This is a genomic window from Salegentibacter lacus (assembly GCF_020164555.1).
Classification (GTDB): domain Bacteria; phylum Bacteroidota; class Bacteroidia; order Flavobacteriales; family Flavobacteriaceae; genus Salegentibacter; species Salegentibacter lacus.
Map to the genome: position 1 here is coordinate 248,531 of NZ_JAIQZB010000001.1, position 14,007 is coordinate 262,537.

Consider the following 14,007-nt stretch of genomic DNA (forward strand, 5'->3'; position numbering starts at 1 on the left):
GTATCGTTTAACAAAAATATATAGAACCAAAATAAATGGTAAAATTTGTTAAACTACTGCTTAGTTTAACTCACAATGTTAAAAATTATTTTAATATTTGTGCTGCTAAAATTATTTTAAACCTAATACTAATAATTGAATTTTAACACCTAGCCTATGCAAAATTTTACTTTTGGGAGGAAGGGAACAAATTGGTTCCTTTTCGCCTTTGTATTGTTAATTGGAACCTTGCCTTCATTTGGGCAAGATTGCGCTACCGTCGGAGATGACGACAATGACCCCAATAATGGGAATCAACAATCATTTTGTTACCTACAAACTGTAGAAGACATTGAAAGAACCGGAACGAACACCGCGATCTTTGAAACCGCTAACACTACGAATGACACGCAGCCAATATCTCCAGATGAGTTACTAACCAATGGCACTACCTATTTTGTAGGTAGTACCACCGAAGATTGTGACCGAGTAGCTGTAGAAGTTACTGTAACCGCCACAGATACTCCAGACAACACATTGTTTCCTGGACAAGATAACTTTACCATATCTCCTTGTATATCTTCCGGTTTTACCGCTGATGATTTAGCTGGCATGTTCCCCAACCCTCAAACTGGCTACCTTATTGTAGTTTATACGTCTGAGTTTGGAAACGAAACTGCTGAAGGAGAATTAGTGCCGAATGAAAGCTATTACGTAGGCCAAATACCTCTACTAGCAGAAGGACAATGCCCTTCGACTAGAGCCGCTGTAGGATATGATCCTACCGACGCTCCTGCTCCGATTGCGGAATCGGCTCAGATTTTTTGTGAAGGAGCAACAGTGGCAGATTTAGTTGCTGAAGGAACTGAGGAAAACACTCAAACCATTAGATGGTATAGAAGTGCTACTTCAAATAGCCCTCTTGCTGATGATGTGGAATTAATTAACGGGGAAGATTACTTTGCTTCTCAAATAGTAAATGATCGTAACGATCCTTTCCCTCCGTGTGAAACGGCTGCAGATGCAAGAGCTCAGGTAGTAGTTACTTTGGATGAGCCAGTAGTAATTAACACAGTAACTGCTGAAGTTTGCGTTGATGATATAATGGAAAACCCAGACGCTGAAGATTTTGAAGGATTTTTCTTAAATCTAATTGGAAATCCAGGAGCCGGAACTTTCGATCCTATTCCAGCGGACTTGGTTGCTCAATACGAAACTAATCCTATCGACACTTTCACTACTACATACACAATAGATGGTGAATGTGAAGCGATAACAGCTTCAGTAACTGTTTTGGACACAGAAACAGCCAACGCGGGAACATTTGACCCTATAACCTTAGATTGTGAAGCTGAGACATTCTATGATCTTACACAATTAAGCAATAACGATTTCAATTACACCGAAGGTGGAACCTTCTCGGGTGAAGGGGTTGAAAACAACCAGTTTGACACTTCCAGTGCAGCTGGCGAATACACCATTACTTATACTGTAGATGATTCAATTGAATGTGTAGAAGGAGATGATTTTACTGAATTTACTATTAACCTAACGGGTGAACCGCAAGAATTTGACCCAATTCTTGTTAACCTATGTGAAGATGAAGTTGATCCTAACCCAACTCCTTTTGAAGTTAACGCTTACCTAAGAAACCTAATAAGTTCTAGGACAAATTTGGATGACGATGCAGGAGAATTTAATCCAAGACCCGCCCAAATACGTCAACAGCTTGAAGATCAAAATGGGCTTGGTAATTTAACTACTACATACAGCGTAGCAACAGATTGCGGAGAAGCAACAGTTGATATAGAGATTGAAATCTCTGAACTACAGCCGGCTAACGCTGGTAGTTTTGATGATATTTCTCTCGAATGCGGGAGCCAAGATATTATCGACCTTACATCATTAACAAATAATAATGAAAATGCAACTCCAGGTGGAACTTTCACTGGAGAAGGTGTAACAAACAACCAATTTGATCCTTCAGATTTAGAGGCTGGAAACTATACCATTACATATTTTGTAGATGATTCAGCTTTTTGCGTAGTAGAAGGAACTAATGATGATATCACTTTCGATATCACTATTGAAAATACCGGAAGTACCACTGAAGTTTCAAGAACAATTTGTATTTCTGAAGCTGAGGCCTTTATTGGAGACCCATCGTTAGCAATAGCATACTTTGAAGAAATTTTAGAGGAAGAAAATAACGGTGAAATCCCTGAAGGAGACTTTGATGAGGATATTTCACAAGTTGGGCTTGCTATTTTAGCCTATGTCAGCAATCCTACCGCTCCTGAAGAAACTTTCACAGTAGACTATATCTATGGAAATGAAGAGTGTCAATCTATATATGAGTTGGCAGTAACCATAGAAGATAGAAGTGAAGCAGAGGCTGGTGATTTTAATGATTTCTCATTAGCTTGTGGAAATACAGAGCCATTTGATCTGGAAACGCTCATTAATAACAATGAAAACGCAACTCCAGGAGGAACATTCTCCGGAACCGGTGTAACAAATAATCAATTTGATCCATCAGGATTAGAGGCAGATACCTATACCATTACTTATTCTGTAGATGATTCAGCTTTTTGTGTTATTGAAGGAAGTGATGATGAAACAACAACCTTCGAAATCACTATCGAAACTGAAAGTGGAGAATTTGAACCAATATTTGTTAACCTATGTGAAGATGAAATTGATCCTAACCCAACTCCTTTTGAAGTTAACGCTTACCTAAGAAACCTAATAAGTTCTAGGACAAATTTGGATGACGATGCAGGAGAATTTAATCCAAGACCCGCCCAAATTGCACAACAATTTGAAGATCAGAATGGTCTTGGTATATTCGAAACAGAATATACCGTAGATACTGGAGATTGTGGTATTGCTTCACTAATGTTAACAGTAGAAGTTACCCCAATAGAACAAGCTGATGCTGGAGAATTTGAGGGCTACACATTATGCACAGTAGATGACAATATAAATCTTAACGATGAAATTACCGGAACTCAAGGAGGTATTTTTACCATTGAAGGTGATCTATTAGAAAGCGGAATCTTTACACCTTCAAATTTTGAAGCTGGAAGCTACGAGGTTACCTATACAGTGGGAGAAGATATTCCTTGTGTTGAAGGAGAAGCAAGTACGACTTTTACTATTACAGTAGAACAAGGTGCAAACCCGGGTGAAGATATGCCTGTGACAGTTTGTAGTAACGATGAACTTCAAGATCTTTTCTCATTGATTTCTGCAGATGCAGATATGGATGGTGAATTCACTTTAGATGGTGACGTTATTACAGACGGAATTATGGATCCTTCAGAATTTGAACCAGGAACCTATGAAGTTATCTACACTGTAATGGTTGGAGATGATGAATGTGGTGAAGATGATATGGCTACGATAACTATTACACTTAACGAAGCTCCAGAAGCTCCAACAACCGGCGAAGCTGTTGCATTTTGTGCAATAGACGGTGAAACCGCAACAAGACTTGAGGCTGAAGGAACTAACTTAACCTGGTATTCTGATGCCGAACTATCTATGATGGTTAGCGAAGAAGACCTTTTGGTAAATGGTGATTACTATGTAACTCAATCATCAGACGAAGGATGTGAATCTGAAGCCGCAGTGCTTACAGTAAATATCGTAGATTCTCCTGCTCCAACTATTAGTTCAAATTATGAACTATGTGAGTTTGACAATCCAACAATTGCAGACCTTACCGCCGAAATAAATGAAAGCGGAGAAGTAACCTGGTATGATTCAGCAGATAGTATGACTGCATTAAGCAACAATGCTATGTTAACTGACGGAACCACTTACTATGCAACGCTTATTTCAGATAACGGTTGCGAAAGTTCTGAAAGATTAGCTGTTACAGTTACTCTGGATGAATGTCCGCTATTATTCCCGGAAGCGATTACGCCAAATGACGATAATAGAAATGACAGGTTCGTAATTGAAAATATTGAAAGCGAATATCCTAACTACAACATTACAATCTTTAACAGATGGGGTAATGCAGTATATAAAGGTAATGCCTCTACTCCTACCTGGGATGGAACTTCTAACCAATCTGGTAGTCTAGGAGACGATGTACTACCTGTAGGTGTATATTTCTATGTGGTAGACTTTAACGACGGAAGCACAGAGCCACGTCAGGGTAAAGTATACTTGAACAGATAATATAAAAGGATAAACATTAGAAAGAAATGAAAAAAACAATCACAAAATATTTAATATTCGCAGGCATTATCCTTTTCTCTATTAAGGGTATGTCTCAGCAAGACCCACTGTTCACTCAGTATATGTATAATATGAGTGTAATAAACCCGGCCTATGCTACCGATGATCCTGGTATGCTAAACCTGGGGGGTATTTACAGATCTCAATGGCAGAATGTTGACGGTGCTCCAAGCACCGCCAACTTCTTTGCCCACACTCCAATAAGTGAAAGGGTAGAACTTGGTTTAACCGTGGTTCATGATGAGATTGGTGGTATTGTAAAAGAAAACAATATAACTGCCGATTTTGCTTATGTAATCCCAACGGGTGGAGAAAGCAAAATCTCTTTCGGTCTTAAAGGTGGTCTTACTACTTTTGATGCGAACCTTTCAGGTTTAGCGGTAAACGACCCTACAGACCCAGCGCTGGAAAATGTAAATGAAGTTTTCCCCGTATTTGGAGTTGGTGCTTTTTGGTTTGGAGATAATTACTATTTAGGTGCTTCAGCTCCTAACTTGTTTACTTCAAAGTATATTGAGAACGAACAAGGCCTGGCAGCTTTGGGAGAAGAAGCAATCCACTACTATTTAACAGGTGGATACGTTTTTCAACTTAACCCAGATCTTAAATTGAAGCCTGCTTTTATGGCAAGAGGTGTTCAAGGTGCTCCGTTAGCAGTAGATGTAACTGCAAACGTTTTGTTATATGACAGGTTGGAAGCCGGTGTTGGTTACAGGTTTAATGAAACCATCACAGGTTTGGTAAACTTTAAGATTACTCCATCACTTCGTGTTGGGTATGCTTACGATCACTTTACTTCAGACTTCGCTAACTACAATTTAGGTGGGACTCACGAAGTTATGTTGTTGTTTGATCTTGACCTGTTTGGCCTTACAAAAGGATATGACAAATCACCTAGATTCTTCTAAAAACCGAATAATATGAAAAATTTATATAGTACACTTTTTATTCTTTTTATAGGTCTTGCCTCATTTGGGCAAAGTGCTGAAATAAAGAAGGCAGAAAAACTGTTTGCTCAAAGAGCTTACGTAGACGCTGCAGAAGCTTATGAAAAAGTTGTAGATAAAAATCAGGAGGTTTTACAAAACCTTGGAGATGCTTATTTCTACACAAACCAAATGGAAGAAGCTGCGGAAGTTTACCGCACACTTTTCCTAAGACACGAAGAGATTGCAACACCGGAATATCAATTTCGCTTTGCACATTCTTTACGTGCAATTGGAGAGCAAGATGAAGCTGATGAGTATATGAGTGATTATACTGGAGAAGATATAAACTACGAGGATTTTGCACGTAAATTAGACACTACTGCTCCCCACGTTTATACTACTAACCAGATAATGAACAACAGTGCTTCAGCCGATTTTGGTATCGCATTTTATGGGGACCGAATTGCTTTTGCTTCAACAAGAAATCAGGAGCGACCAATTTACCCCTGGAACAAGAAACCAACCTTAGATCTTTACACAGCTGAAATGTCTGAAGACGGTGAACTAAGTGATATCGTTTTATTTTCTGAAAAAATTAATACCGATGAACACGAAAGTTCTGCTACTTTCAGCGAAGACGGCCAGGTAATGTACTTTGACCGTAACAGCGAAAACAGAGTAAAGAACGAAGAAGGAATTAGAGTTGCCCATATTAAAATCTTCCGTGCAGAAATGGTAGATGGAGAATGGAGCAATATTGAAGCCCTTCCTTTTACAAGCGATGAATTTTCTACTGAACACCCAAGCTTAAGTGCAGATGGCAGTAAACTTTATTTTGCCAGCGATATGCCAGGTTCTGAAGGTTCTTTTGATATTTACGTTGTAGATATTAATGAAGATGGAACTTATGGGGAACCAGAAAATCTTGGCACAGGAGTTAATACTCCACATCGTGAGCAATTCCCTTACATCAGTGAAGAAGGAGTACTTTACTTCGCTTCAGATGGTCACCAGGGATTTGGTAACTTAGATGTTTATAGAACTGAAGGAGATTTCGCAGAAGCACAAAACCTTGGTAACACTGTAAATAGTGGACACGATGATTTCGCTTTTGTAATTGATGAAGAAAATCAAAAAGGATATCTTGCTTCTAACAGAAGAGGTTCAGATAACCTTTATGTATTCACTAGAGAAGATTACGTTCCTCCGGTTGTTGATTATGATGACAGAGAAACAAACCTTGAAACTGGTAGACAACAATTAAGAGATGTTGGAAACATTTACTTCGACTTTGATAAAGCAACTATTAAAGAAGAGTCTGAACCAACATTAAACAAAGTTGTAAATATCATGAACAAGTATCCTGAACTACAAATTGAAATTGGTTCTCACGCTGATGCAAGAGGTTCTGATCAATACAATATGGGACTTTCTGAAAGACGTGCAGCTTCCACTTTAGAGTATCTTGTTGAAAACGGAATAGACCGCAGCAGGTTAACTTCAAAAGGTTACGGAGAAACCATGCCACTTAACGACTGTACGCAACCTACAGGTTGTACTGCAGCAGAATATGCTAAAAATAGACGTAGTGAATTCACCATTATGAATGATGAAAACGCTATGGATTCTGAAGAAATGGAAGAAGAATAAATCTTCCATAGGTTAGCTACTAACTAACCAACCAAAATGTGAAAAGCCCCGGAAACTTCCGGGGCTTTTTTTATTCATAAAATTCTATTAAGCTGGATTACGAAAAGAGATTCGATTAAATTCTATCAATTAAAGAAACTTAAGCCTTGGGAGGATAACCTTCTAAAGCCTTCTCTACGATCTTATCAAACATGCTCCGCCGTTCTTCGGGAGAAGCATTTGGATTAAACTTCGTTTCTACAATAGCCTGCCAAACTAAAGAATCATCAGCTACATCTATAAAGTCGATTGTGACTTCAAGAATTACAGAATTATTTTCAATCGGAATCCCGCCAGAAACCCCTACTCCCATATTTCCACCACCCCCGCCAATTCCAATACCAACATTGCTTCGGTTTTGATCCATAAATTCACGGGAATAAACGTTAATATAAAGTCCGGGTTCTCCAGAAGTTGAGAAACCCTCTTCTTTCATTCCATTCTTTAAACTGGCAATTAACCTGGTTTCGTCTAATTGGGAAAGACCGGACTGGAAATCCGGGAAAAGCTGATAAGTTCCGTAATTACTAAAACTAATCGTATCATCGTAGTCATAAACCGCTCTTGGAGTATTACAGGATGAAAGTATTGCGCATACAAATAGTAACTTTATTAATTTCATAAGAATAGGATTTTGACTTTTTTCCAAAAAAATGCAGCGTAAAAATTAATCCACGCTGCTTAAATTTAATCAAAAACCGTTCAGAAAATCTAAAGATTAACAGGATTTATGAGGTCTCTTTATTTAGCATTTCCCATAACCTGTCTTTAAGTTCGGTTAAACCTTGTTGCGCTACCGAAGAAATAAACAGGTAAGGAGCTCCTAAGTTTCTATCTAATTCTTGTTTCATTTCCAATTTCAATTCAGCATCCAGCATATCGCTTTTTGAAATCGCGATAAGTCTGTCTTTATCCAACATCTCAGGATTATACCTTCGCAATTCATCTAATAGAATTTCGTATTGTTCAGAAATATTTGGGGCATCAGCAGGTACTAAAAACAGTAAAGTGGAATTTCGTTCTATATGACGCAAAAACCTGTGTCCAATTCCTTTACCTTCTGCAGCACCTTCAATTATTCCCGGAATATCAGCAACCACAAAAGTTTTAAAATCCCGATATTCTACAATCCCTAAATTGGGTTTAAGGGTAGTAAATTCATAATCGGCAATCTTTGGTTTCGCAGCGGTAATAACCGAAAGTAAAGTAGATTTCCCTGCGTTTGGAAAACCAACCAGACCAACATCGGCCAGAATTTTTAACTCGAGGGTAATATCTACCTCAGTACCGTCTATTCCCGGTTGAGAATATCTTGGCGTTTGATTGGTAGAACTCTTAAAATGCCAGTTTCCACGGCCACCCATTCCGCCTTCGGCAATAAGATATTCCTTTCCGTCTTCGGTGATTTCGTGAATAATTTCTTGTGTCTCTGTATCGCGAATTACCGTTCCTAAAGGCACTTCAATATATTCATCAGAGCCCTCGGCACCTGTACTTCTTTGCTTACTCCCGTTGCTACCGTGTTCAGCCCGAATATGCCGTTTAAACTTTAAATGATATAGTGTCCAAAGGTTTTTGTTTCCCTTCACAATTACATGGCCACCACGGCCACCATCACCACCATCGGGCCCGCCTTTCGCAACGTATTTTTCACGGTGTAGGTGCGAAGATCCACTTCCTCCTTTTCCGGAAGCCACATGAATCTTTACATAATCAACAAAATTCCCTTCAGTCATATACTTAATATTTAATCAAAAACCAAGACAAGCCCTGGAGTTCAAAATAGCAAATCCGTAATTTAAAACCTCAATGAGAATTACGCTTGTAGCTTATCAATCACGGCACTTAAACGTTGGGTGATTTCATCTATAGAACCAACCCCATCTACACCGTAATATTTGTCTTGTTTTTTATAGTATTCTTTTAATATAGCGGTTTCATCATAATAAACCTTGATCCTGTTTCGAATAACCGCTTCATCAGCATCATCCTTTCTTCCAGAAGTTTTTCCTCTTTCTAAAAGACGTTTAACCAAAACCTCATCATCTACTTCTAAAGCGATCATTGCAGTTACTTCGGTATTCTTTTCCTCTAACAAATCAGCTAAAGCATCTGCCTGTCCTGCAGTTCTAGGAAATCCATCGAATATAAAGCCGTTGGCGCCTTCATTTTTATCAACTTCAGTATTCAACATTTTAATTGTCACCTCATCCGGAACCAACTGTCCTTTATCCATAAAAGATTTAGCATGCAATCCTAATTCGGTTTCGTTCTTAATATTATACCTAAACACATCTCCGGTAGAGATATGAATAAGTTTATATTTTTCCTTCAGAATGTCTGCCTGGGTTCCTTTGCCTGCGCCGGGAGGGCCAAACAAAACTAAATTCGTCATGTTGTTTTCTTTAAGTTTATAGATTTGCGTAAGATTTCTACCTAAACCATCATAATCCAGGCCATAACCTACAATAAATTTATTCGGGATCTCTAAGCCCTTATATTTAATATTAAAGTCTTTTTTATAAGCTTCAGGTTTGTAAAACAAAGTTGCTACTTCATAATTATCAACTTCCTCTTTCAGCAAAATTTTATTGATCTCCTCTAAAGTATTGCCGGTATCAACAATATCTTCCAGCAGAATTACTTTTCTACCTTTTAGTGACTGATTTAATCCTATAAGGGTTTTCACATTTCCGGTAGTTCTGGTCCCCTCGTAAGAACCAAGTTTTACAAAACTCACCTCACAATCTCCATTAAACCTTTTAATAACTTCACTTGCAAACATAAAAGAACCGTTAAGCACTCCCAAAAACACCGGATTTGCATCCCGGTAATCTTGGTTAAGCTTATTGGCCACTTTATCTATGCCTGCGTTGATTTCTTCTTCTGAAATATAAGGCTCAAATTCTAAATCGTGTAGTTTCATCAAATCTGAAAAATTTTAAAGAGCAAAGATAAGGATTCTTAATAACCCAAACTGCCAGATTTCCATAAGAATAATAGCACAGCTTGCCCTAAAAAATTATTTTTGCTGAAATATTTACGGTATGATCAATTATTTTTCTTCAGATTTTAAATTGGGAATTCTCGGTGGGGGGCAGTTAGGCAAAATGATGCTTTACGAAACCCGAAAATACGACATCCAAACAAATGTTCTAGACCCTAATCCTGAAGCGCCCTGTAAAATAGCCTGTGATTATTTTGAAACCGGCGATCTTATGGATTTTGATACCGTGATTAACTTCGGAAGAAAAGTGGATATGCTCACTTTTGAAATTGAAGGCGTAAATATTGAAGCTTTAAAACAATTGCAAAAGGAAGGTATAAAAACCTATCCTTCAGCTGAAACTTTAGAAAAAATCCAGAACAAAGGAATTCAAAAGAATTTCTATAAAAAACATCAAATCCCTACTGCTGATTTTGAAGTTTTTTCAAACAAAAAAGAATTGATTTCTGCGCTTGAAAATGGGAAAATCAACCTGCCTTTTGTTTGGAAAAGCACTACCGGTGGCTATGACGGGAAAGGAGTTTCAGTTATAAAAAACAAGGAAGCTATAAACGATCTTCCCGATACTGAATGTATTGCTGAAACGCTTGTTCCTTTTAAAAATGAGCTGGCGGTGATAGTAGCAAGATCGGCTTCAGGGGAAGTAAAAACCTTTCCTGTGGTAGAAATGGAATTTCACCCTACTGCAAACCAGGTAGAATATGTAATTTGTCCTGCCAGGATTGAAAATTCGGTAGCGCAAAAAGCCAGAGAACTTGCGGTTAAGGTTTCAGAAGCATTTGAACACGTTGGTTTACTAGCAGTAGAAATGTTTCAGACAGAAAATGACCAAATTCTGGTCAACGAAGTTGCGCCACGACCACATAATAGCGGGCATTACAGTATTGAAGCAAGTTACACCAATCAGTTTGAACAACATATTCGTGCGATTTTGGATCTACCTTTAGGAAATACGGATAGTAAAGTCGGCGGAATTATGGTAAATTTAGTGGGCGATGCAGATCACGAAGGTGAGGTAGTTTACGAGAATATCGAAAAGATTATGAAAATGCCAGGGGTAACACCCCATATTTACGGAAAAAAAATTACACGCCCATTTCGAAAAATGGGCCACGTAACCATCGTAAACAAAGACCTGGCCGAAGCTAGAAAGATAGCTGAAAAGGTCAAAAATTCAATTAAAGTTATTTCTAAACAATAAGAATTTCACGAAGTTTTTGAACATAAAATTATGAGCAAAGTAGCAGTAATAATGGGTAGTACCAGCGATTTACCGGTAATGCAGGATGCCATTGACATCCTGGAAGGTTTTGACCTGGAGGTAGAAGTAGATATCGTTTCTGCCCATCGCACCCCCGAAAAATTATTTGAATACGGAAAAACCGCCCACGAACGAGGAATAAAAGTGATTATTGCCGGTGCCGGTGGCGCAGCTCATCTACCCGGAATGATTGCCTCCCTCTCCCCACTTCCGGTAATTGGTGTGCCGGTAAAATCCAGCAACTCTATAGATGGCTGGGACTCGGTTTTGTCTATTTTACAAATGCCCGGCGGAGTTCCGGTAGCAACAGTTGCTCTAAACGGAGCTAAAAATGCAGGTATTCTTGCGGCGCAAATTATAGGCGCTTCAGATAAATGTACTTTAGATAAAATTTTGGTCTACAAAGAAGGACTCAAAGAAAAGGTGATAGAAGGTGCAAAAAAGGTTAAGCGATAAAAAACAAAAGCCACGTCTTGCGACGTGGCTTTCTATGTAGTAAACTTACCTAAATCTGTACAAATTATTTATTAACCATTCTAAATATTTAAACCAGAAAACTTTACAAGCTACTACAATTTTAAAACGTTCAATATTTTAAAGGTGAAATATACAGTTTTTCCAAGAAAAACCATGTTTTACGTTAAAAAAACTTACTAAAAACGTCAAATTTAGGTTAATTACATTGCCAAAATCGATTAAGGAATGATTAATGGACGATTGTGACGAGCAAAATTAAAACAGAAATAGAGATAATGACCACTCAAAATAATCCACTTTTACAGGAATTTAATCACGCACCGTTTTCAAAAATTAAAAACGAGCATTTTAAACCGGCGATAATAAAAGCCATAGAAATGGCCCGGGAAGAAATCAATGCGATTTCAACAAATACTAAAGAACCAAGTTTTTATAATACTATTGAAACTTTAGAATTTTCAGGAGAAAAATTAGATAGAGTAACCAGTATATTTTTCAATCTGAATTCTGCTGAAACCAATGAAGAAATTCAGCAAATTGCCCAGGAAGTTTCCCCGATTTTATCCGAATTCAGGAACGATATCATTCTTAACAAAGCACTTTTCGAAAGGGTAAAATCGGTTTTCGATAAAAAAGATGAACTTGATTTAAATACTGAACAAAAGACCCTCTTAGATAGAAAATACAAAGCTTTCTCCCGAAATGGAGCCAATCTACCGATTGAGAAACAAAACGAACTTAGAGATATTGATAAAAAGCTTTCAAAATTAAGCCTGGATTTTGGCCAGAATGTGCTTGCCGAAACTAATAAATTTGAATTACACCTTACCGATGAAAACGATTTAAAAGGGCTTCCCGAAAGCTTTAAAGAAGAAGCCGCACAAGTGGCCGCTTCCAAAGAAAAAGAAGGCTGGATCTTCACTCTTGAGTATCCTAGCTACCTTCCTTTTATGAAATATGCGGAGAACAGGGAATTGCGAAAGAAAATGGCGCTTGCTTTTGGCTCCAAAGCCTTTCACGGCGATGAGCTAGACAACCAGGAAAATGTATTGCAGATCGCTAAATTAAGATATGAACGCGCACAACTCTTAGGTTACAAAACACACGCCCACTTTGTACTGGAAGAGCGTATGGCTGAAACGCCCGAAAAAGTAAACAGCTTTTTAGAGGAAATTCTTGGAAAAGCAAAGCCGGCTGCAGAACGCGAGTTTGCCGAATTAGAAAACTTCGCTAAAGATTTGGATGGAATAGATAAGCTGCAAAAATGGGATGCGGCTTTTTACAGCGAGAAATTAAAACAAAAATTATTCAATCTCGATGACGAAAAACTGAAGCCTTATTTTAAACTCGAGAATGTCATAGATGGCGTTTTTACGGTATCGAATAAACTTTACGATTTAAAATTCAAGGAAGTTTTTGACGTAGATAAATATCACGAAGACGTTAAGACCTACCAGGTCATTGATGAAAATAATAAGGAAATCGCCCTGTTTTACGCCGATTTTCACCCACGGCCCGGAAAACGAGATGGCGCCTGGATGACAGGTTATAAATCGCAATACAAAAAAGACGGGCAGGAAGAACGCCCGCATATTTCTATTGTGTGCAATTTCACCAAACCTTCTAAAAAACAACCTTCGCTACTTACTTTTAACGAAGTCACAACCCTTTTCCATGAATTTGGCCATGCCTTGCACGGAATGTTGGGCGATACGCAATACCCAAGCCTTTCTGGCGCCAATGTGTATTGGGATTTTGTAGAACTTCCAAGTCAGCTGTTGGAAAACTGGTGCTACGAAAAAGAAGCGTTGCAATTGTTCGCCAAACATTATGAAACTGGTGAAGTGATTCCTATGGAACTAGTTCAAAAAATTAAAGAATCGGCTAATTTTCAGGAAGGAATGGCCACGGTAAGACAATTGAGCTTCGGGATGCTGGATCTTAGCTGGCACGGTATAGATCCTTCCAAAATCACTGATATTAAGACAAACGAAGACAAAGCTTTTCAACGCACAAAATTATTCCCGAATGTTGCAAAAAATTGTATGAGCACCGCCTTCTCCCATATTTTTCAGGGCGGATATTCTGCCGGTTATTATTCCTATAAATGGGCAGAAGTATTAGATGCCGACACCTTTGAATATTTTCAGCAGAATGGAATCTTTAGCAGGGAAGTTGCTAATAAGTTTAAGACGAATATTCTTTCACAAGGCGGAACCGATCACCCAATGACGCTTTATAAAAAATTCCGTGGGAAAGAACCAAAACCCGATGCTCTACTAAAACGCGCCGGATTAATTGAAAAATAATTAGCCTAAATAGGCTGTCTGAAAAAAATTTAAAATCCTCATCCTGAACTTGTTTCAGGATGAGGAAATTAGACTTTTTCTAACAGCCTCTTTTTTTCCTTTTAT

The 14,007-nt window shown here is 38.2% G+C and carries 9 protein-coding genes; 6 read left to right on the forward strand and 3 right to left on the reverse strand.

What is annotated here, in order from left to right; all coding sequences use genetic code 11:
* Positions 1–156: 156 nt before the first annotated feature.
* The 3 genes from LB465_RS01235 to LB465_RS01245 are packed head-to-tail and all read left to right on the forward strand — an operon-like array spanning position 157 to position 6,809.
* Positions 157–4,170, forward strand: coding sequence for a gliding motility-associated C-terminal domain-containing protein (locus tag LB465_RS01235; protein ID WP_224466086.1), 4,014 nt, complete (start codon positions 157–159; stop codon positions 4,168–4,170).
* A 26-nt stretch (positions 4,171–4,196) separates the two neighbouring features.
* Positions 4,197–5,138 carry a PorP/SprF family type IX secretion system membrane protein gene (locus tag LB465_RS01240; RefSeq protein ID WP_224466088.1) on the forward strand — a complete coding sequence of 314 codons (942 nt, stop codon included), beginning with the start codon at positions 4,197–4,199 and terminating at the stop codon, positions 5,136–5,138.
* A gap of 12 nt (positions 5,139–5,150) precedes the next feature.
* Positions 5,151–6,809 (forward strand): OmpA family protein, encoded by a 1,659-nt coding sequence (locus tag LB465_RS01245; RefSeq protein WP_224466090.1) that lies wholly within the window; start codon positions 5,151–5,153, stop codon positions 6,807–6,809.
* Positions 6,810–6,948: 139 nt separating this feature from the next.
* Here the strand turns inward: LB465_RS01245 and LB465_RS01250 are convergent, their stop codons facing one another.
* The 3 genes from LB465_RS01250 to LB465_RS01260 form a co-directional block, all read right to left on the reverse strand.
* Positions 6,949–7,470, reverse strand: coding sequence for a DUF4136 domain-containing protein (locus LB465_RS01250; RefSeq protein ID WP_224466092.1), 522 nt, complete (start codon positions 7,468–7,470; stop codon positions 6,949–6,951).
* Positions 7,471–7,576: 106 nt separating this feature from the next.
* On the reverse strand, positions 7,577–8,584 hold the full coding sequence (gene obgE, locus LB465_RS01255) for a GTPase ObgE (protein WP_224466093.1): 1,008 nt from the start codon (positions 8,582–8,584) through the stop codon (positions 7,577–7,579).
* Between the two features lie 80 nt (positions 8,585–8,664).
* The gene (locus LB465_RS01260) at positions 8,665–9,777 is read right to left on the reverse strand and encodes an adenylate kinase (RefSeq protein WP_224466095.1); all 1,113 of its coding nucleotides are present in this window, start codon (positions 9,775–9,777) and stop codon (positions 8,665–8,667) included.
* 118 nt (positions 9,778–9,895) lie between these two features.
* On the opposite strand from LB465_RS01260, the gene LB465_RS01265 reads away from it, so the two are divergent.
* From LB465_RS01265 to LB465_RS01275, 3 genes are all read left to right on the forward strand, one after another.
* Complete coding sequence (locus LB465_RS01265) at positions 9,896–11,056, forward strand: 5-(carboxyamino)imidazole ribonucleotide synthase (protein WP_224466097.1); 1,161 nt, start codon at positions 9,896–9,898, stop codon at positions 11,054–11,056.
* A 30-nt stretch (positions 11,057–11,086) separates the two neighbouring features.
* On the forward strand, positions 11,087–11,572 hold the full coding sequence (purE, locus tag LB465_RS01270; RefSeq protein WP_224466098.1) for a 5-(carboxyamino)imidazole ribonucleotide mutase: 486 nt from the start codon (positions 11,087–11,089) through the stop codon (positions 11,570–11,572).
* Between the two features lie 296 nt (positions 11,573–11,868).
* Positions 11,869–13,902 carry a M3 family metallopeptidase gene (locus LB465_RS01275; protein ID WP_224466100.1) on the forward strand — a complete coding sequence of 678 codons (2,034 nt, stop codon included), beginning with the start codon at positions 11,869–11,871 and terminating at the stop codon, positions 13,900–13,902.
* Positions 13,903–14,007: the final 105 nt, after the last annotated feature.